Genomic DNA, 18,580 nt, shown 5'->3' with positions numbered 1-18,580 from the left:
AACGTTTTAGGATTTACATGTTCATGAAAAAATTAATTATAATATGTTTAACGCTTTGTTTTTCATTTTCTTCAATTGCTCAAACTGATTTCAAAGAAGAGGGGATTAGAGATCTAACAACAGTTGCTGGTCTCGGTCTCGGTGGAGCAATTCTAGGTCTATCAACACTTTCATTTGTTGAAGAGCCTAGTGACCATTTGAAGAATATTCTTGTTGGTGCTTCAGTTGGGATTGTCATTGGAGTTGGTGTTGTTGCTTATAATCAAGCTCAGAAATCTCAAGCAACAATTCAGCAAACAAGTATTAAGAATTTTGACACAAGGAGTCGTTTGAATTGGCATGCTATTAATACAGCTAAAGATATCAAGAAATTTAATAGTGTAAATCCGAAAGTGGGATGGACATTTAATTTTTAATCAATCTATAATGGCCCTGAATTGACATCGGGGACACAATGGAAAGACTTATCTCAGCACTTGGGCTAGTGGTTATGCTAGCAATCGCTTTTGCCTTATCGACTAATCGCAAAAAAGTTAATTGGCGACTTGTTATTTCAGGTGTGCTTCTCCAGGTTTTCTTTGGACTAATCATTTTAAAAACATCTGTTGGGCAAAACTTCTTTGAAGGTGCGCGTGGATTTTTTACGGCCATTTTAAATTATACTAATGAAGGCTCAAACTTTATTTTTGGGCCATTAACAAATGTACCAAAACTAGGTTTCATTTTCTTTGTTATGGTTCTTCCAACCATTATTTTCATGTCATCATTAATGAGTGTTTTCTACCATTTAGGAATAATGCAAATCATTATCAAAGCTTTTGCAAAAGTAATGTCAGTGGTTATGGGAACTTCTGGTGCAGAGTCTCTAGCAGCAGCTGCAAATATCTTTGCTGGCCAAACTGAAGCACCGCTTGTGGTTAAGCCACTTGTTTCGAAAATGACTCAATCTGAATTAATGGCCCTTATGACTGGTGGGATGGCCACGGTTGCAGGAGGGGTTTTAGCTTCATATGTTGGATTTGGAATTGATGCCGCTCACTTACTGTCTGCATCTGTTATGTCAGCTCCAGCAGCACTTGTTTGTGCCAAGCTTATGATTCCAGAGACTGAAGAGTCTCTCACACAAGGTGATTTAAAATTAGAATTAAAAGATAATAGTGTTAATTTAATCGATGCTGCTGCCAACGGAGCAAGTGAAGGTGTAAAGCTTGCTATTAATGTTGGTGCAATGTTGATTGCCATTATCGCTCTTGTAGCAATGCTTAATGGTGCCATTGGTTATGTAACCGGTTTATTTGGAGCAGAAGGAATTACTCTTGAGCTCATTATGGGGAAATTATTTGCTCCATTTGCTTGGTTATTAGGAGTTGAGTGGAAGGATGCAGAAATTGTTGGAATGCTTCTTGGTAAAAAACTCGTACTAAATGAGTTTGTGGCCTATCTTGATCTAAAGGACAATATGGGTAACTTATCAGAGCGCTCAATTACTATTGCAACTTATGCTCTTTGCGGTTTTGCTAATTTCTCTTCAATCGGAATTCAAATCGGTGGAATTGGTGGTATTGCTGAAAATCGTAAGCAAGACCTAGCAAAACTAGGGGTTAAGTCTCTAATTGCTGGAACACTAGCATGTTTCATGACTGCTTGTGTGGCAGGTATCTTTATCTAAAATTCTAATTTTACAAAAAACTGATTAGTTGAGTAGGTTAACGCGGAATATTATATCTTCTAGCGTAAAACCTTGCTCACACGTACAATTATTAGTAGGTTAAAGTCTTGGCTTGAGCTGTGCTCGCCGGTTTACCTCGCGCGTTATCGAAAGAACGATATAAAGTTTAAAAGGAATATATATGTCTAAAGATTTGATTATTAACAAAACAGTTAACGAATGGCGTGCTGTTTTGATGGAAAATGGAGAGATTCTCGATTTTCTAATGGAGAGAGTCAAAGCAGACTCTAATCCTCATCCAAGGCTAGGGAATATCTACCGAGGAAAAGTTTTAAGAGTTCTTCCTGGAATGCAGTCTGCATTCGTTGATATTGGTTACGAAAAAGCAGCATTCCTCTACGTTGATGACGCATACTTACCAACTCTTGATGAACAAAGAGAGATGGCCAAGAAAGCGGAAGAGATTCGTAAGGAAAAGAAAGAGCGAAGCCTTGTGATCCCTGATGAGCTAGCAACACTTTCGGAAGAAGTTGATATGCGTATGCGTCCAGAGACGGCAACGATTGAATCATTCTTAAAAGAAGGGGATGAGATCATTGTTCAGGTTGCAAAGGAGCCAATTTCGACAAAGGGGCCACGAGTTACTCGTCATGTCACAATTCCAGGACGCTATGTGGTTTACATGCCATTTATTGAGCACACTGGTGTTTCTCGTCGTATTGAAAATGAAGAAGAGCGTGATCGTTTAAAAGAGATGCTTGAGACAATCCGTCCAGAGGGAAAAGGTGTCATTGCGCGAACAGTAGCAGAGGGGAGTTCATATAAAACTCTTAAAACTGACTACGATATGTTGACTAAGATTTGGAAAGAAGTTCAAAAGAAGTCAGAAAAAGAAAAAGCTCCAGCTCTTTGTTATGAAGACTTAACTTTTATTCAGAGAGTTTTACGAGATATAACTGATGAAGATGTTGATAATATTATTATCGATGACAAAGATGGTGTTAAGGAAGTTGAGAAATTTGCTACTAAGTATCTGCCACAGATTAAAGGTAAGGCAAAATTCTTTGATGAGACTAATCCAATCTTTGAAAAGTTTGGAGTAGGAATTGAGATAGAAAGGGGACTAAGTAATAAAGTTTACCTTCGCTCGGGTGGATCACTTAATATTGATCAAACTGAAGCACTTGTTTCAATTGATGTTAACACTGGTAAATTTGTTGGGCGCAAGAACTTAGAGGAGACGATTCTAAGAACAAATCTTGAGGCCGTAAAAGAAATTGCTTATCAGCTAAGGCTTAGAAATTGCGGTGGGATTATCATTATCGATTTTATCGATATGGAAAAAATTGAAAATCGTGAAACCGTTTATAACACCCTTGTTGAGGCATTAAAGAAAGATCGATCAAAGACAAAGGTCTTACCTATTTCTGAACTTGGACTCGTTGAAATGACGAGAAAGAGAACTCGCGATACCCTGACTCGTATTATGTGTGAGCCATGCCCGTATTGTGAAGGAAATGGAATTGTTAAGACAGTACATACTGTTTGTTACGAGATTGTTCGCGAACTTAAAAAGAAAATTCGTAACAATCCACAGCAGAAGAAGATTTCAATCTACGCTCATCCTGAGGTTACAGCTTCTCTTTGTAGTGAAGAGCTGGATATCATAGAGACGATTGAAGAAGTGTTTAGCGTAACGCTACAGATTCGCTCAGAGAACTCGTATCACGTTGAACAATACGAGATTTTCTAAAATAGCCGGGTTGCTTCGCATCCTGGCTGTACGATAGGGAACTTTATATGAGAGCATTTCTATTCCCATTACATAAAGTTTCGTATCAGGCAATTCTGAGAAAACCCCTCAATATATTTGAACCCCGCTATATTCGCATGATTCATGATGCTGAAATGGAAGGGGTTCCGGTTGCTCTGACATATGCTAATCTCGGCCAGCATGCTTCAGCTGATCACGGAAGTATTCCTATAGAGCATGAAAAGTATGGAAGTGTGCGAAGAATTACTGGCCTTGGCCGTGTGCAGATTCTTCAAAAGTCGAAAGATGGCAGTATGCTCGTTGTTCTTGAGCCATTTGCAAAAGGTGAAATCATTAGTGTCTACAACGAAGATGCTCCATATAATACAATCGAAGTGGAAAATATTCCTGAGTTTTTAACAGTGATGCCAGAGCATATGATTTCATTGCAAAAACTGCAGCTCGTATTTCGTGAATGGGCCAAGTCGTTTTTTAAAAATCAGGCCGAGTATGATGCTCTTATGCACGCGGCGGAAGATCCGATTGTTCTTGTTGGGGCCATCACTGAATTTGTTATAACTTCCCCTGATTTGAAGCAGGGCATCCTCGAAATCGATGACATCAATGCCAAAATCGATGTTCTTCTTGAATGGATGAACTGAGGTACGCGACACCTTTATGCAATTTCAGTAGCTTAGAACTTATTTGTTCACGTAATTGTAATTATTTACCATTTTTTTTCATGCATTTCGCTCGGGCTACGGATGTTATTCCTCTCTCAACTTCTTAAAGTATTGAAACTACTTAATCATTTGAGTGTATATATGATGTAAGTTATTAGAATTGTATAAAGGTGCCGCGTACCTGAACTTCCTTTACACAAGGCCAGGTTACTGGTAGATTAGCACCACATTTGACCGTTAATTTTACTCGCTTCCCTGTGGTAGGGAAGCCAATAACAACTATTGTCCAGGAGATAAAGTATGATTTATGAGTTAGCATTAGTAGCTCACGCAAGCGCTACTGAAGAGCAACAAACTAAACTTAAAAATTTAGTTGCTGAAGTTGCAAAATCTTATGATGGTGATGTTCACCTTACTGATGATTGGGGAATGAGAACTTTTGCTCAAACTGCCAAGAACGGTGCGAAACAAGGTAACTACATCTATTTCATCGTTTCAGGAAACAAAGACCTTAACACTGAACTTCAAAGACGTTTCAGAATTAACGAGCACGTACACAAGTACCTAATCGTTAAACTTGACGAAGCAGATGCTGAAACAGCTGTTAAAAACTACAAGACTCCATTCTCAAAAGCTCACCCAGGTTCACAAACTGATGAACTAGATAAAGGTGCAGAAAAAGATAAGAGAAGATTTGCTAAGAGAAAGCACTGCTGGTTCAAGGCAAATAGCATCACTGCAGATTGGAAAGATCCAAAGACTTATAACTGGCTTGTTAACGAGTTTGGTAAGATTCAACCAGCAAGAGTAACTGGTGTTTCTACTAAGCACCACAGATGGGCCCAAAGTGCTATTAAAAGAGCAAGAAACATTGGTCTAGTATCTCACGTTAGAGGTGACTTCGCTCACTAAGATGTGATTGAAGATTTAATGTAATTAAGGAAATAGTGGAAATTAAGTATTAAATGAAAGAAGAAAAGCCAAATACATTCACACCAATCTCAAAAGAGAACTTCACTATTGGGAAGCTTATCTTCTTGTGCGTGGTTTGTTTGATATTGAGCACAGCAGGTCCGCTTGCAATCTTCGCTCCACTTCCTGCTGCATTCGCATTCTTGCTATACGGGAACTTAAAGACTTTTGTAACTTTTGGTTCAGTAATTATTCTCTCATTAATTGCGGCGCAATTTGGAGAAGGACTCATAATTCTGGCGAATTCAGCTTATGTTGTTTTCTATGCTGTGATTATTGGATTCCTAAGTGCTTCAACAATTCTTCGCAATGAAAATCCTGTTACAGGGTTATTAAGAAGAGGATTTTTACTATTAATTGTAATCTTTAGTTTAATTGGGATGGTTGAATTAATTTTTCCATCGACATTTTCTCAAGCGATTACAACAACTGTTACAGAAAATATTGATCAATTAAAGAGTGCTCCTGACTATGAAGACTTCATTGCTCGTGGTGGGGAGATGGCAATAGCTTACCAAGACCTTATGGAGCATCCAGAGAAAATCATCAAGATGATTTATCAATGGTTCTTTTCAGTGGTTTTTGTTGGTACATTCTTTATCCTTTGGTTAACAAGTTTCATGTTACTAAGAAATGCAAAAATGTGGAAAATGCTACATGGGCATGAGTATAGCTTAAAAGACTTTGTGAAATTCCAAGTACCAGAGTTCTTTTCATATATTTTGATTGCTGGTTTAGCATTATTTCTAGGCGGGGAATACTTAGGAGGAGAAGTTGTTGAGGTTGTTGGCCTTAACATTTTAATGTGCTTAGGCGTATTTTACTTCTTTCAAGGAATGGGGGTTTACCTCGATTTCCTAAAATACATCAAGGTAACAGGTTTTGTTCGCTCAATTCTTGCTATCATGACTATTTTCTTTGCCCATCGCTTTATTGCGATTGTTGGACTCATCGATGGATGGGCCAACTTTAGAAGATTTTTTAAAAAAAATAAGGAGCTATAAAATGAAAGTTATTCTTAAAGAAACTGTAAAGTCTCTTGGTAACGTTGGTGAGATCGTTAACGTATCTGCTGGTTATGCAAGAAACTTCCTAATCCCAAATGGTGCTGCAGTTCTTGCTGATGAGTCAAACACAGCACAGGTTAAGCACTATGAAAAACTACTTGCTAAAAAAGTAGAAGAAAACAAGGGTGAAGCAAAGAAAGTTGCTTCAGCTATCGACGGTCTAAATATTGATCTTGTAAAAAGAGTTGGAACTAACGGTAAACTATTTGGTTCTGTTACAACTAACGATCTTGCACAAGAACTTGAAAAGCTTGGTCACACTGTAGAAAGAAGACACCTTCTTCTAGAGAAGCCAATCCGTTCAGTTGGTAAATTTGATGTTAAAGCTACTATCTTCTCTGGAATTGAAGCTGCTTTTACAGTAACTGTAAAAATGGATCCAAAGCAAGAAGAAGAGAACAAGAAAAAAGCTGAAGAACTAGCTGCTGCTAAAGCTGCTAAAGAAGCTCTTGCAAAAGAACAAGCTGAAAACGGTACTGACGGTGAAGAAAAAGCTGAAATGACTGAAGATGAAAAGCTTAAAATGGAAGCTAACAAAATTCTTAGAAGCTAATTTTTCTAAATATTAAGAGGGGGGCTTAAAGCCTCCCTTTTTCTTTCTATTACTTAATCATATTACGGGGCAGATATGGTTGACTTATCCAACGGCAACAATACAAACATGAAAAAGGGAATTACACTTCCTAATGATACTTTATCTGAAAAGTCGCTACTTTCTTGTCTAATTTTAGACAGTCAGTCTTTTGATGAAATCTCAGACTTAAAACTTGAAGGAAAAGATTTCTACGATCCAAAGTATGGAATTGTATTTGATGCTATTAAAGATATGGTCTATTCAAATAGTCCAGTTGATTACGTAACAATTTGTTCACATCTTTCAGGGCATAATCGTCTTGAGGAGATTGGGGGACAAGGATTTATCCTCGATATTACAGAAGATCAGGTTTCAAGTGTAAACCTACGTCACTATGCAAAGACGGTTCGCGATAAGGCATCTCTAAGAGAGCTTGTTCGTCAGGCCCGTAAAGTTGCAGATAAGGGTGCAACCTTTTCTGGAAATGCGCAGGATTTCATTCAAGAAGTTGAAGCAACTTTCTTTGGTCTTACAAATGAGGCCAAGCAAGGAAGTATGGTTAAGCTTAATGAATGTCTAAAAGAAAATATTAAAGAGATCGAGGATACTTCACGTAAAGCGGGTGAGATTCAAGGTGTACCTACTGGTTATCCTGCACTTGATAAGCTTTTACTTGGTATGCAAGCTGGTCAGCTAATTATCCTTGCTGCCCGTCCTGCCATGGGGAAGACGGCCCTCGCTCTTAACGTTGCTCAAAATACATGTGAAATCTCAAAGCTTCCTGTTGCTCTATTCTCACTGGAGATGATGGCAAAAGAACTTTCAATGAGACTTCTAACTCAAAGAGCTAAAGTTGATTCTAAGAGAATTCGTACAAAAGATTTCTTAGAAACAGATCTAAGAAGAATTGGGCAAGGGATTAAGCAACTTGCTGAACTTCCAATTTATATCAACGATAATGCTGGTACAAACCTACTTGATATTCAGTCTGCCTGTCGTAAGATTAAGGCATCTGAAGGTCTAGGTCTGGTTGTTATCGACTACCTTCAGCTAATGAGTTCACATAATAAGGCCCTACCTCGTGAGCAGCAGATTTCAGAAATCTCAAGGGGCCTAAAGAATATGGCCAAAGAACTTGAGTGTCCTGTAATCGCATTATCACAGCTTAACCGTGGTGTTGAGGCAAGACCAAATAAGCGACCTATGACATCCGATCTTCGTGAATCTGGTTCAATTGAGCAGGATGCCGATATCGTTATGTTCGTTTACCGTGATGAGTACTACAATCCTGATACTAAAGATCAAGGGATTGCAGAAGTAATTGTTGGTAAAAACCGTGGTGGTGAAGTCGGAACAGCGAAGCTAACTTTCGTTGGTGCTCATACTAGTTTTGAGAACATTGCATATGGTGCTGAAGACCAACCAGGTGGATAAGAGCTACGCTCTCTTTAAAACAGAATCAGGCTTCTTAAAACTTGAGAAGCCTGTCCAATATTTTCAAGTTACAAATAAATCCATTACGAATGTATTAACAAATGAAGTTCAAAAGTTTGATACCCAAGCATTTGATGAATTGTTTAATAAAAAGTGGCAAGTTCAAATCCTAGAATATGAATTAGGACATCTCTTTCAGTGGGATGATTTATTAACACAAGAAGAGGTTAATCTTGCTACATTCATAAACTTTGAATCAACTAGTGAGCTCACCACTATTGAAGATGATGCTCTCAGTGGTGCAAGGATTACTTGTGAAAGCTTTCGTGATGAATATCGTAATAAGTTTAAGGCAACTTATGAAAACCTCTTAGATGGCAATTGCTATCAGTTAAACCTTACTCACATAATTCCATTAGAAGTTAATGATATTTCTTTATTAGAAAAGTCATTTCGATATGAATCAATCTTTTCAAGTCTGGGAGAGTTTGCACATTTAATAAACCTGCCGCTACAAGATCGACTTATTCTAAGTAATTCACCAGAGTGCCTTTTTGAGTATGATTTTATTGAAAAGAAAATCGTAACAAGGCCTATTAAGGGAACAATTAAAAAAGAGTTGGGACGTGATTCTTTAATTGGTGATGTAAAGAATGAAAGTGAGCTCAATATTATTACGGATCTTTTACGCCACGACCTTTCTGGCATTGGTGAGAATTTCTCAGTTGTCGAATCATTGCGTGAATTCTTTGAAGTACCAGGCTTAATTCATCAATACTCAAGAATAAGCGTGAAAGAAGATCATTTAAATATACCAAAAGTACTCAAGGCCATCTTTCCTGGTGGTAGCATCACCGGTGCTCCAAAGAAAAGAGTCTTAAAGTTAATCAAGGAAATCGAAGCGCAAAAGCGTGGGCTATATACGGGTTCTACCGTTTTGGCCGTTGATAAGATAGCTAAGGCATCGATTAATATACGCTCTTTAGATGTAATTAAGTCCACTGGTGCGGCCCGTTACGGAAGTGGGGGTGGTATTACACTACTTAGTGAAGAAGTCAGTGAATTCGATGAGTTACTCGCAAAAACTAATAGTTTTCTTAAGGTTTTCTTTAAAGATGTAAATTTCTAATAAAATCTTACAATCAAATTGATAGTTTTGACATTCATCTTTGACGCTAGATATGATTTTTTTGTGACAAAGTGAAGCAAAGGATTGCTTTGCCAAGGAATAGGTTAAAAAACTTGTCACTGGAGAGGGAGTCAATGGAAATGGCAAACAAAGACAACACAACAAATATCGATAATACTCACAACAAGGAAGTTATGGTGCAATTAAAAGATTTAGTTGAAGCATCAGGCGTACCAACAGATTTCATTAAGAAAGAGTTGATGGTTGATGACACCGTTTCAATGGATGAATTGAGAGCAAAGATGCTAAAGTTTTTAGACGCGACTTTTGAAGAAAATGGCGTCGATACTACTCGATTAAACTAGTCAGTTAAAATTTTGGAAACATAGGACTTGTTTCTCAATAATCTCCTTTTGCCCTTTAAGTATTGCTTAAAGGGCATTTTGTTTATTTAACCCCCAAAATTCAATAAAGCGTTCAGCGGTATTTTTTTCCAAACATAGCAATTTAAAGAACTTACTAATTTTTTGTTAAGGTCAGCGTTCTTATTTCCGATACTTAGATTGATAAAGGAATATTTTCACAGGAATGTTGTATGGATATAGCATCAGTTATTGGTTTAGTTTTAGCGGTTGGTGGGATCTTGGGATCCATCATGTCGGGGGGAGCGATTTCGATCTTCATCGACGTGCCATCGATCTTAGTTGTTTTCCTCGGACTTGTTGGGGTTACACTCTATCGCTGGCCAATGGAAGTTATTAAAGGCCTTGTCTCAATTGCCATGAAGTCTTTCTTCTTTACTGCAGTTGATCCTAAAGAAAAGATTAATAAGATTAAAGAACTAGCAGAACTAGCTCGTCGTGAGTCGGTTTTCGCTCTTGAGAAAGCGGAAATTGATGATCCTTTTATGAAGAAGGCCATGACACTAGCAGCAGATAATAGACCACCTGAAGTTATTGCATCAATTCTACAAATGGATATCGACTCAATGGAGTCTCGTCACAAAACAGGTTCAGATGTTTTTGGTGGGGTTGCTGCTGACGGTCCGGCCATGGGAATGATCGGGACCCTAATCGGTCTGGTACAAATGCTTCAGAACCTTTCAGATCCGTCGGCCATTGGTCCGGCCATGGCCGTTGCCCTTTTGACAACGTTCTATGGTGCCATCATTGCCAACGTTTTTGCAAACCCGGTTAAGAATAAGATTGAATATCGTTCTCAGATGGAGCTTATGTCCATGAGTATTGTTATTGCGGGAACGCTAGGGATTGTAGCGGGTGAGAACCCACGTATGATTATTGAAAAATTAAATTCATTCCTACCTCCAAGTGAGAGATCATCTGACGATGACGGCGGTGGTGAAGAATAAAATAAGTATTTGAGGATTAAATACGAATTAGGTGATCAAGGAGTAAGACCATGGCAGATGAAAGTGCTGCAGCAGTAGATGAAGGAAATGTAAAATGTCCACCGTGTGAAGAGGGTTTACCGGGGTGGATGGCCACGTTCTCCGATCTGGTTACGCTTCTACTGACATTCTTCGTACTTCTACTATCGTTTGCAAAGACAGAAACAGCAAAGTATGAAGCCGCTCTAGGTTCGATTCGTAATGCCTTTGGAGGTAACGTTCTTCAACAAGGTGAAGTTATCCAAAAAGGTAAGTCTCCAGATAATTTTCCAACAATGATGGAATCTCAAACTCCTATCCGTCCTTTTCCAATTGAGTTTCTAACGATGGAAGGGATCCTTGATAAGCATGAAATTAATCGTGGCTCAGATGAGAGCCTAAAAAATATGCGCTATGACCTTAAAGAGTTTAACCTCAATGAAAACGTCACTGTGTATGAGCAAGCTGAGGGCATTGCCGTTCGACTTAAAGATAAGATTTATTTTAAGCGAGGCTCAGTTGAAATTGATTCAAATAAAATAGCGGTTTCAAGTTATCAGAGAATGATAAATCTTCTTAAAAAGAGGAATTGGAAGGTCTTTGTTATTGGGCATGCCGCTCGCGGTGAAGTCTCACGAGATGGAAAAAGTGATGCTTTAGAGCTGTCTTCAGCAAGAGCAACGGCCGTAACAAAATCACTCATTAGGCGCGGTGTCGCACCAGAGAGAATCTCAACAGTATTCTATGGTGATACACGTTTAACTGATCTTCCAGGTAGTTCTCAAATGGAAGTTGATCGTGAAAATCGCAAGGTTGTCTTCTTAATTAGAAAACGTGACCTTGAAGACAATGGCCATAAAGTCGATGCACAATAAGAATTTCTGTAATCTAAATGCAAAAAATACTTTAAAGGAGTTTCTCAAAGAGGAGCTCCTTTTATCTAATAAGGCCATTAAGACCTCATATATTTCTAAGAATGCTCTTCAATCCTCACTGAAGGAAAAAGGTGAGCTCTACCTTCCACATGATCTTCTAAATCGCTCTCTTGTAAACCCAATTTATCATGGGCCAGAAATTGAAGTGATTGAAGAAAATGATATTTTCATTGTTGTTAATAAGCCTCATGGAATCCATGGGCATCCAATGGATTATAGCGAAACCAATACAGTTTTAAACTTTATGAGAAAGAGATTCAACCTTTCAAGCCTTGGTAAAAAGGGAGGAGATTATGAAAAGGGCCTACTTTATCGCTTAGATCAATTAACAAGTGGTGTGCTAATTTACATAAAAGATGAGCTTATTCACCAAAACCTTAGGGACTCTTTTGGACAGATTGCAAAGGAGAAGACCTACCTTGCAATTGTTAATGGTAAAGTTGAAGAAGAATTAAAATTAGAAGATCGACTCATCTCCTCAGGAGTAAAAGGTGAGAAGATGATTATTAGTGAAGCTGGTAGTGAAGCATGTCTAAAGCTTCGTCCTCTTTATTATCATGAAAGCAAGGATCTTAGTCTTGTGGAAGTCAGTTTATATGAAGGTCATCGTCATCAAATACGTGTTCAACTTTCAAATGCAGGCTTTCCAATTGTAGGGGACCCTATTTATAACGATAATTATCAAAGTGGAGATAAGCGTCTATATCTTCATGCCTATCAATATTGCTTAGAGGTAAATGGCCACTTGTCTTGTTTTAAAGCAAAAACAGCTGATTTATTCTGTGATCTCTTGGACTTGAATAGTCTGGTGGATGTGGCGAGCTAAGTTATTCTTATTCTTAAGTGTAGCAAGTTTTACAACATATTTTCCTTCAGAAATCGAAGAGAGGACCATCTTTGGGTGAACTAATTTGACGACAACCATCATTGTTCTCTCAAGGCTTTCTGGTAGAGCGTACTTTGCAATAGAGATATAAGAATTTGCCAACGCCTTGTACATTTCCTTACGTAGAATCTCTTTATCTTCGATATTTTCTGGAATAACTTTTACGTCTGCTGGAATCGTTACTTCTAAATTATTATCATTACATCTTAGAGTCCAAGAAGGGTGAAGGTACTTGTCTAGGCGCACCTTTACTGAGCGACAAGACGTCGCCTTCATGCTTTGGGCCCTTTGCTCAAACATGTTGTTGTCTCTAAGCTGAAATAAAAATAAAATAAAAATTAAGATTCCAAAGCCTAGCACTGGGTTTTTTAGTAATGATTTCAGTACCATGGCCTTATTATCTCATTAATTTCTATAAAAATCACTAAAGGAAATCATGGCCATATCCGATAAATATAGTAGGTTATTTAAGGAGCTGTAATGACGTCATTTTCGTCTATTGAAGATCAAAATTTTTGGAATATCCTATTCCATTTAGAAGAAATCAGAAAGCCAGTGGACCTTGTGTCTTTCTTGAGAAAAAACGAAATAAATCGTGATGAGTTTTATCTCTTCTATGAGAAATCTCACTTCTACGGACTGGCAATTGACCTTCGTCCAAAGAATGAAGAATTTCTTCTTATGCCACTTTCTTGGCGTCGTGATTATGGAGATATTCTTCTACAAAATAATGGTCACCGTGAATTGATTAAAGATATTCAAGCTGCATCAAAAGATGGGAGGGTTTGTGAATTCAAATTCCTGGATCAATCGAAGAAGAAAGTTCGTCCATGGCGAGTTGTTCTTTCCCAAAATCTTTATAAGGTAATTAGTGAGGATGTTCAGACTAAGCAATTGATCACAATTGATATGAATGAGGTGGAGGATATTGAATTCCAGGAATTCGATTATCGCTCTCTCTATTCTCGCTTTGAGATAGAGGAGTATATTAATGCCTTAAGGCATATTGATGGTAGTGACCAACGTCTCGTTCTTAAGGTTGAATATGGATTTGAAATTCCACCGATAAGTAATTTGATTTTTCTTGGTCATCCTTATTCCACGACCAATCAATATGGAGAGTTAATTTGGGCAGCGTCAGTTGAGAAGTCTCTCTACCTTTTTGATTGGCTTTATTCTATGCGTGATAATATTGAGATCCTTGAACCAAGTGATCTTCGCGATGAATTTGAGGAGTTTTGCCAGAAAAGAAAAAACGTCGCATAATTCAAATTAATTATGAAAAAGAATAACTTATTTCTAATCTCGTTTTTGCCTGCACTGCTTTATTGGTATCTGGAGGAGACGCAAACAGTAGAGATCGCCATTATTGGTGGGCTATCCCTTGCTATTTTAGAAATCGCTTTTGAAAAGATATTCTTTAAACATATCCACTCAATTTCAAAACTAAACTTTGTGATTATCTTGATTTTGGGGCCAATTTCTTTAATTGGAAAAGATGGAGTGTGGTTTAAACTTCAACCATTCTTTACTGGAATATTTCTTTCTTCATTCTTGATATTTAATTTAAAAAGAGGAAAGAGTTTGATGCTTACGATGATGAAGGACATGGAGAAAAAAGTCCCCATGCCTGAATTTATTATGGAAAAAATAGAATATCATCTAGCATTCTTTTTGCTAATTAATGGTATTTTTATGGGATACTTAGCAATCTATGAAACAACTTCGACTTGGGCATTTTTCAAGTCTATCGGCTTCTATTTGGTGTTTCTTGTTTTCTTAGTTGCTGAGATCTTTGTTATTAGAAAATTATTTAAGAAATATATGTTAGAGAAAATGAATTTTGGAGAGCAGTATGGCGAGCATTAAGAAAAAAGATATGATCGAGTCATTTGATCTTGCTCCTGGGCGAAGAATCGCTAGCCGCTATATTGTTGTTGAAAGACTTGGTGCTGGATATGAAGGCGAAGTCTATAAAGTTAGAGAAAAGCACACCAATATCATCCGAGCTGTTAAAATATATTTTCCACAAAGAAATGAAAAATTCAAAGTTAGCACTCGTAGTGCCTTAAAACTTGAAAAACTTATGTATAGTCCAATTGTTATGGACTGCTTATCTCATGAAATCATTACACTTAAGAGTCAGAAGGTCGCTTGTCTTGTTTCAGAATTTATTGAAGGGGAGATGCTAGATGACTTTATTAAGAAACAAAGAGGAAAGCGCTTAGACGTTTTCTCTGCAATTCACTTACTTTATTCCATTGTTTGTGGTGTCGAGTCCATTCACCTTGAAGGTGAGTATCACGGAGACCTCCACACTGAAAATATCATCATTCGCCGCTTCGGTTTAGAGTTTGATCTTAAGATCATTGACCTTCACCATTGGGGTGATTCAAAAAAAGAGAATCGCGATGAAGATATTATTAAAATCATTCGCATCTTCTATGATATTCTAGGAGGACAAAAGCATTACAAAAAGTTATCACCTTCCATCAAGTACATTATTTGTGGACTTAAAAGAGGGATGATCTTAAAACGATTTAAAAATATACGAATGCTTCGTTCTCACTTAGAAACAATGGATTGGTCGGATGCCATTTAAGAAGATTATCTGTGATATTAACGAATTTGAAAGTGATCTCTTTGATTTTGGAGATTATCGAATTGGTTATTTTATTTCTCGTCATAAATACAAAGAGGGAACAGAGCAAAATGAAGACTCTCTTTTTATAAGTGGGGATGAGAAGTCTTTCGTATTTGGTGTTGCTGACGGTGCTGGTGGCCATCCTAGAGGACGAGATGCTTCCGTCGCAATCAGTGAAGAGATATCAAAGTATAGCGCAAATTCTAATAGCCTTGATTTAATAGAGGCCGCTAATCAAAAAGTTAATGATCTAAAGGCCGGTGCACGTGCTACATTGGCATTTGCTGAAATCAAAGATGATAATATTAGATTCTATCACGTGGGCGATTCTGAGATTCTTTATTGGAATGCTCATGGAAATGAACTCTATACTTCGACTCCACATTCTGGAGTAGGGCATATGGTTAAGGCCGGAGTCCTTGGGCAAGAGGAGTCCTTAAGCCATCCAGAAAGAAATTACGTTAATAATCTTATGGGTGATGATCTTATTAAAATTGAGTCAACTTCATCGTCTATTATGAAAAAAGGGCACACTGTACTTATCGGTAGTGATGGACTCTTTGATAATATTCCCCACGACACTCTTACTGAGCTTATTGGTCAAGGTGGCTTTGACAAATCTTTTGAGGATCTCGTTAACTTCTGTAAAACTCAAACTGAAGATAAGTGGCTTAAGTTTGATGACACATCATTTGTCGTTATAAGAAAAGTTAAGGCCTAAAAAGAACCAGCAGGGTAGCTTCCAAGAATCTTAATATCATTTGCATCACGCTTTAATTCCTTAAGGCATTCTTGCACCTTCTTATCATGAAGGGCACCCATGAAATCAACATAGAAGATATACTTAAATGGTTGATGGGGAATTGGGCGAGACTCAAGTTTTGTCAGGTTGATATTGTAACTTGCAAAGACTTGAAGGCATCCAAGAAGTGCTCCAGGATGGTGCTTTGTTGTAAAAGCGATCGATGTCTTTTCTTTTCCAATTCCTGTTGGAATATTTTTCTCTTTTACAAAAATTAGAAAGCGAGTGTAATTATCCGCTTCATCTTGAATCTTTTCTTGAATGATATTTAGCCCGTAATAATCGGCGCAAAGACGAGAGCCAACACAGGCTTCTGTTTCTGACTTTGAATCAGAGATAATTTTTGCAGAACCTGCTGTATCAAATTCGGCAACAGGCTTTAGCTTCTTTTCTTTAAAGAAGCCGTGGCATTGTGCCAAGGCAATCGGGTGAGAATAGACAGCTTTGATTTTATCTGTCTCCACACCCGGATTTGCCATGAGGCAATGATTAATTTCTAGATAGAGTTCGCCAATGGCAAAGAAGTCATGTTTAAAAATTAAATCCATATTAATATCGACATTGCCGACAATACTATTTTCTATAGGTAAGATGGCACAGGCGACGTCTTCGTCTTCTAGTGCTTGGCAGACATCTTCACTTAGGGCAATACCGATAGCTTCAACATCTTTTCCAAAATATTTATAAAGGGCCTCTTCTGAATAAGATCCTTTCGTTCCTTGAAAAGCTACTTTCAATCTTCTAACCTTTTAATCACTTTATTAAAAGAAGCGAGGAATTCTTCTCTCGTTTCCTTGGCGTATTTATTATGTTCATTCATATCTGCAAATAACTCCCAAGAGTCATTCTCAACGGTTTTTAGAATTTTAAGAAGTCTACGATATCCCTTTGTATCGATGGCAAGCTTCTTAGCATCCATATCCATCAATGTTCTTCCTATCATGTGAGTGAGTAGAAGAGAGTGGGAGATTTGTTTATCGTGCTCACTTGCTGTTGTTTCTATAACTTTAATTCCATGAAAGCGCATGAACGCACAAATCTTTTGATAGAGTTTGTCCTCAATTCGTACCGGACAAACAGCAATCTTTGTTCCAAATAGGGTTTCTCCTGCTGAGTCTGGCCCAAACATTGGGTGAGTTGCAAGGATACTCACTGATTCAGGAAGATGCTTTTTCATAACTTCAACGGGCATCTCCTTAACGGAACATACGTCCACAAGGAGAGCATCTTTTGAAAGTTTTGGAGCTATTTCTTTTATTACTGATTCAAATTTATTCATTGGAACAAATGGTATAACGATTGGGTTCTTACAGACTTCATCTAGAGACTTGAAGCGGCATCCCAGTGCTTCAACTTCCTCTTTTACATCTTGGTTAATATCGTAAACCTCAACTGTAAAATCTTCTTCGAGGTATTTTGATATTAATTTACCTAGTCGTCCAAAACCAATTATACCAACTTTCATTATGCTAGAACCTTTTGAATTTTTTCATAAGCTAATTCGATTCGCTCTACTGTATCAGTAAAGGCAAGACGAATATAATTATCCATACCAAAGAATTTTCCTGGAACAAGAGCAACACCTGCTTCTTCAATGAGCTTTTGCACCATCTCCATCGAGTCCTTAACAAAGCCTTTTTCAATATAAGGAGTAATGTCTAAAAATAGATAAAACGCCCCTTGAGGTTCATTTGTTTTAAATAATTGTGAAAAGAGCTTAAAGGCTACATCTCTTCTTTCTTTCATCGTTGATAACATCTCTCCAATGATTTCCTCTTGGTGCTTAATTGCATTAACCGCTCCAAGTTGAGTGAAAGAAGGGATATTTCCACAAAGATGGCCCTGAAAACTATCAACTTTCTTTATGAAGTCTTCATGAGCAACCATATAGCCTACGCGAAATCCAGTCATACAAAACGTCTTTGAAAAGCTTTGGATTGATACGGATCTCTTGGCGATTTCTTCACCAAGCATAAGAGGTGAGATGAATTCTGTGTCGTAAGTGAGACTTTCATAGGCTTCATCACTTACTAACATAAGATCGTGCTCGATACATAGTTTACCTAATTCAGTGAGCTCTTCTCTGGTATAAACAACCCCAGAAGGATTATTAGGCGTGTTGATATAGATTGCTTTTGTCTTTTTAGAAATTGCTTTTTTAATAGCCTTAATATCTAAGTGAAAATTCTCTTTTGAATTAACAAAGATAGATTCTCCTCCTGCAAGTTTAATACTTTCAGGAATTGTTACCCAATATGGAATAGGAACAATGACTTCATCTCCGTCATTAAGAATTGATTGAAAGGTGTTGAAAATAATCTGCTTTGATCCGTTACCCACGAGAATGTTTTCTTGATGAATATCAGTTTTACAACGCATGTTGAAGTAGCCAGCAATGGCCGATCGAAGTTCTGGTTCACCTCGAACGTACGAGTATCTTGTCTTTCCAGCTTTTAAAGCTTCATAGATTGCTTCAAGAATACTCTCGCGAGGAGAGAAGTCGGGCTCGCCAACATTGAGGCCAATAATATCTCTACCTTGATTTCTAAGGTTTGTTATTTGTGCTGCAACCTGGATACTTCCAGACGGAGCAATTCCGTTTACTCGATCAGATACTTTCATAATTTGATTATAACACCTATCTA

Annotated in this window: 21 protein-coding genes; 17 read left to right on the top strand and 4 right to left on the bottom strand. The window is 37.7% G+C overall.

Going from position 1 to position 18,580, the window contains the following annotated elements:
• Nucleotides 1-23: 23 nt before the first annotated feature.
• The 13 genes from DAY19_RS01820 (at nt 24) to DAY19_RS01760 (ending at nt 12,429) form a co-directional block, all read left to right on the top strand.
• On the top strand, nt 24-416 hold the full coding sequence (locus DAY19_RS01820; protein ID WP_133296860.1) for a hypothetical protein: 393 nt from the start codon (nt 24-26) through the stop codon (nt 414-416).
• Nucleotides 417-454: 38 nt separating this feature from the next.
• A complete protein-coding gene (locus DAY19_RS01815; RefSeq protein WP_114705475.1) occupies nt 455-1,669 on the top strand; it encodes a NupC/NupG family nucleoside CNT transporter in 1,215 nt (404 codons plus the stop codon).
• Between the two features lie 181 nt (nt 1,670-1,850).
• Nucleotides 1,851-3,422 (top strand): Rne/Rng family ribonuclease, encoded by a 1,572-nt coding sequence (locus tag DAY19_RS01810; RefSeq protein ID WP_114705474.1) that lies wholly within the window; start codon nt 1,851-1,853, stop codon nt 3,420-3,422.
• Between the two features lie 47 nt (nt 3,423-3,469).
• Nucleotides 3,470-4,084, top strand: a complete 615-nt coding sequence (locus DAY19_RS01805; RefSeq protein WP_114705473.1) for an LON peptidase substrate-binding domain-containing protein — start codon at nt 3,470-3,472, stop codon at nt 4,082-4,084.
• A gap of 321 nt (nt 4,085-4,405) precedes the next feature.
• Nucleotides 4,406-5,017 carry a 30S ribosomal protein S18 gene (rpsR, locus tag DAY19_RS15185; RefSeq protein WP_158536740.1) on the top strand — a complete coding sequence of 204 codons (612 nt, stop codon included), beginning with the start codon at nt 4,406-4,408 and terminating at the stop codon, nt 5,015-5,017.
• Between the two features lie 53 nt (nt 5,018-5,070).
• Nucleotides 5,071-6,081 carry a DUF2232 domain-containing protein gene (locus tag DAY19_RS01795; RefSeq protein WP_114705472.1) on the top strand — a complete coding sequence of 337 codons (1,011 nt, stop codon included), beginning with the start codon at nt 5,071-5,073 and terminating at the stop codon, nt 6,079-6,081.
• A 1-nt stretch (nt 6,082) separates the two neighbouring features.
• Nucleotides 6,083-6,697 (top strand): 50S ribosomal protein L9, encoded by a 615-nt coding sequence (rplI, locus tag DAY19_RS01790; protein ID WP_158536739.1) that lies wholly within the window; start codon nt 6,083-6,085, stop codon nt 6,695-6,697.
• A gap of 108 nt (nt 6,698-6,805) precedes the next feature.
• Nucleotides 6,806-8,152 (top strand): replicative DNA helicase, encoded by a 1,347-nt coding sequence (gene dnaB / locus DAY19_RS01785; RefSeq protein WP_158536738.1) that lies wholly within the window; start codon nt 6,806-6,808, stop codon nt 8,150-8,152.
• Entirely contained in the window at nt 8,145-9,281 is a 1,137-nt protein-coding gene (locus tag DAY19_RS01780; protein WP_158536737.1) for a chorismate-binding protein, read from the top strand. The genes dnaB and DAY19_RS01780 overlap by 8 nt, the downstream gene beginning before the upstream one ends.
• 134 nt (nt 9,282-9,415) lie before the next feature.
• Complete coding sequence (locus DAY19_RS01775; RefSeq protein WP_114705468.1) at nt 9,416-9,646, top strand: hypothetical protein; 231 nt, start codon at nt 9,416-9,418, stop codon at nt 9,644-9,646.
• Between the two features lie 230 nt (nt 9,647-9,876).
• Complete coding sequence (locus DAY19_RS01770) at nt 9,877-10,650, top strand: motility protein A (RefSeq protein ID WP_114705467.1); 774 nt, start codon at nt 9,877-9,879, stop codon at nt 10,648-10,650.
• A 50-nt stretch (nt 10,651-10,700) separates the two neighbouring features.
• Nucleotides 10,701-11,543: a flagellar motor protein MotB gene (locus tag DAY19_RS01765; protein WP_114705466.1), complete on the top strand. Its 843-nt coding sequence runs from the start codon at nt 10,701-10,703 to the stop codon at nt 11,541-11,543.
• A complete protein-coding gene (locus DAY19_RS01760) occupies nt 11,518-12,429 on the top strand; it encodes a pseudouridine synthase family protein (RefSeq protein WP_114705465.1) in 912 nt (303 codons plus the stop codon). Before DAY19_RS01765 ends, DAY19_RS01760 begins: the two co-directional genes overlap by 26 nt.
• On the opposite strand, the gene DAY19_RS01755 is transcribed toward DAY19_RS01760, so the two are convergent.
• Entirely contained in the window at nt 12,379-12,879 is a 501-nt protein-coding gene (locus DAY19_RS01755) for a hypothetical protein (RefSeq protein ID WP_120405299.1), read from the bottom strand. The two genes, DAY19_RS01760 and DAY19_RS01755, sit on opposite strands and share 51 nt — an antisense overlap.
• A gap of 90 nt (nt 12,880-12,969) precedes the next feature.
• On the opposite strand from DAY19_RS01755, the gene DAY19_RS01750 reads away from it, so the two are divergent.
• Genes DAY19_RS01750 through DAY19_RS01735 form a run of 4 tightly spaced genes read left to right on the top strand, consistent with a single transcriptional unit; the run spans nt 12,970 to nt 15,854 of the window.
• On the top strand, nt 12,970-13,755 hold the full coding sequence (locus DAY19_RS01750) for a WYL domain-containing protein (protein ID WP_114705463.1): 786 nt from the start codon (nt 12,970-12,972) through the stop codon (nt 13,753-13,755).
• Between the two features lie 12 nt (nt 13,756-13,767).
• Entirely contained in the window at nt 13,768-14,358 is a 591-nt protein-coding gene (locus tag DAY19_RS01745) for a septation protein IspZ (RefSeq protein ID WP_114705462.1), read from the top strand.
• Entirely contained in the window at nt 14,345-15,091 is a 747-nt protein-coding gene (locus DAY19_RS01740; protein ID WP_114705461.1) for a protein kinase domain-containing protein, read from the top strand. The genes DAY19_RS01745 and DAY19_RS01740 overlap by 14 nt, the downstream gene beginning before the upstream one ends.
• The gene (locus DAY19_RS01735; RefSeq protein WP_114705460.1) at nt 15,081-15,854 is read left to right on the top strand and encodes a PP2C family protein-serine/threonine phosphatase; all 774 of its coding nucleotides are present in this window, start codon (nt 15,081-15,083) and stop codon (nt 15,852-15,854) included. The genes DAY19_RS01740 and DAY19_RS01735 overlap by 11 nt, the downstream gene beginning before the upstream one ends.
• Here DAY19_RS01735 and pheA read toward each other — a convergent pair.
• Genes pheA through DAY19_RS01720 form a run of 3 tightly spaced genes read right to left on the bottom strand, consistent with a single transcriptional unit; the run spans nt 15,851 to nt 18,557 of the window.
• Nucleotides 15,851-16,672, bottom strand: coding sequence for a prephenate dehydratase (pheA, locus tag DAY19_RS01730; protein ID WP_114705459.1), 822 nt, complete (start codon nt 16,670-16,672; stop codon nt 15,851-15,853). The two genes, DAY19_RS01735 and pheA, sit on opposite strands and share 4 nt — an antisense overlap.
• Nucleotides 16,669-17,400, bottom strand: a complete 732-nt coding sequence (locus tag DAY19_RS01725) for a prephenate dehydrogenase/arogenate dehydrogenase family protein (protein ID WP_114705458.1) — start codon at nt 17,398-17,400, stop codon at nt 16,669-16,671. Before DAY19_RS01725 ends, pheA begins: the two co-directional genes overlap by 4 nt.
• On the bottom strand, nt 17,400-18,557 hold the full coding sequence (locus tag DAY19_RS01720; protein WP_114705457.1) for a pyridoxal phosphate-dependent aminotransferase: 1,158 nt from the start codon (nt 18,555-18,557) through the stop codon (nt 17,400-17,402). The genes DAY19_RS01725 and DAY19_RS01720 overlap by 1 nt, the downstream gene beginning before the upstream one ends.
• Nucleotides 18,558-18,580 lie beyond the last annotated feature (23 nt).

It is taken from the genome of Halobacteriovorax vibrionivorans (assembly GCF_003346865.1).
In the GTDB taxonomy this organism is placed as follows: Bacteria; Bdellovibrionota; Bacteriovoracia; order Bacteriovoracales; family Bacteriovoracaceae; genus Halobacteriovorax_A; species Halobacteriovorax_A vibrionivorans.
Note: the sequence above shows the minus strand (reverse complement) of the source record. Positions and strands in the feature narration are given on the sequence as shown.

What these genes read in the sequence shown, in the direction of transcription:
- DAY19_RS01740 (WP_114705461.1), top strand. Translation starts at nt 14,345, where the DNA reads ATGGCGAGCATTAAGAAAAAAGATATGATCGAGTCATTTGATCTTGCT.
- DAY19_RS01820 (WP_133296860.1), top strand. Translation starts at nt 24, where the DNA reads ATGAAAAAATTAATTATAATATGTTTAACGCTTTGTTTTTCATTTTCT.
- DAY19_RS01725 (WP_114705458.1), bottom strand. Translation starts at nt 17,400, where the DNA reads ATGAAAGTTGGTATAATTGGTTTTGGACGACTAGGTAAATTAATATCA.
- DAY19_RS01720 (WP_114705457.1), bottom strand. Translation starts at nt 18,557, where the DNA reads ATGAAAGTATCTGATCGAGTAAACGGAATTGCTCCGTCTGGAAGTATC.
- rpsR (WP_158536740.1), top strand. Translation starts at nt 4,406, where the DNA reads ATGATTTATGAGTTAGCATTAGTAGCTCACGCAAGCGCTACTGAAGAG.
- DAY19_RS01760 (WP_114705465.1), top strand. Translation starts at nt 11,518, where the DNA reads ATGGCCATAAAGTCGATGCACAATAAGAATTTCTGTAATCTAAATGCA.
- rplI (WP_158536739.1), top strand. Translation starts at nt 6,083, where the DNA reads ATGAAAGTTATTCTTAAAGAAACTGTAAAGTCTCTTGGTAACGTTGGT.
- DAY19_RS01805 (WP_114705473.1), top strand. Translation starts at nt 3,470, where the DNA reads ATGAGAGCATTTCTATTCCCATTACATAAAGTTTCGTATCAGGCAATT.
- DAY19_RS01770 (WP_114705467.1), top strand. Translation starts at nt 9,877, where the DNA reads ATGGATATAGCATCAGTTATTGGTTTAGTTTTAGCGGTTGGTGGGATC.
- DAY19_RS01810 (WP_114705474.1), top strand. Translation starts at nt 1,851, where the DNA reads ATGTCTAAAGATTTGATTATTAACAAAACAGTTAACGAATGGCGTGCT.
- DAY19_RS01755 (WP_120405299.1), bottom strand. Translation starts at nt 12,879, where the DNA reads ATGGTACTGAAATCATTACTAAAAAACCCAGTGCTAGGCTTTGGAATC.
- DAY19_RS01815 (WP_114705475.1), top strand. Translation starts at nt 455, where the DNA reads ATGGAAAGACTTATCTCAGCACTTGGGCTAGTGGTTATGCTAGCAATC.
- DAY19_RS01745 (WP_114705462.1), top strand. Translation starts at nt 13,768, where the DNA reads ATGAAAAAGAATAACTTATTTCTAATCTCGTTTTTGCCTGCACTGCTT.
- DAY19_RS01765 (WP_114705466.1), top strand. Translation starts at nt 10,701, where the DNA reads ATGGCAGATGAAAGTGCTGCAGCAGTAGATGAAGGAAATGTAAAATGT.
- DAY19_RS01795 (WP_114705472.1), top strand. Translation starts at nt 5,071, where the DNA reads ATGAAAGAAGAAAAGCCAAATACATTCACACCAATCTCAAAAGAGAAC.
- DAY19_RS01775 (WP_114705468.1), top strand. Translation starts at nt 9,416, where the DNA reads ATGGAAATGGCAAACAAAGACAACACAACAAATATCGATAATACTCAC.
- DAY19_RS01735 (WP_114705460.1), top strand. Translation starts at nt 15,081, where the DNA reads ATGCCATTTAAGAAGATTATCTGTGATATTAACGAATTTGAAAGTGAT.
- DAY19_RS01750 (WP_114705463.1), top strand. Translation starts at nt 12,970, where the DNA reads ATGACGTCATTTTCGTCTATTGAAGATCAAAATTTTTGGAATATCCTA.
- dnaB (WP_158536738.1), top strand. Translation starts at nt 6,806, where the DNA reads ATGAAAAAGGGAATTACACTTCCTAATGATACTTTATCTGAAAAGTCG.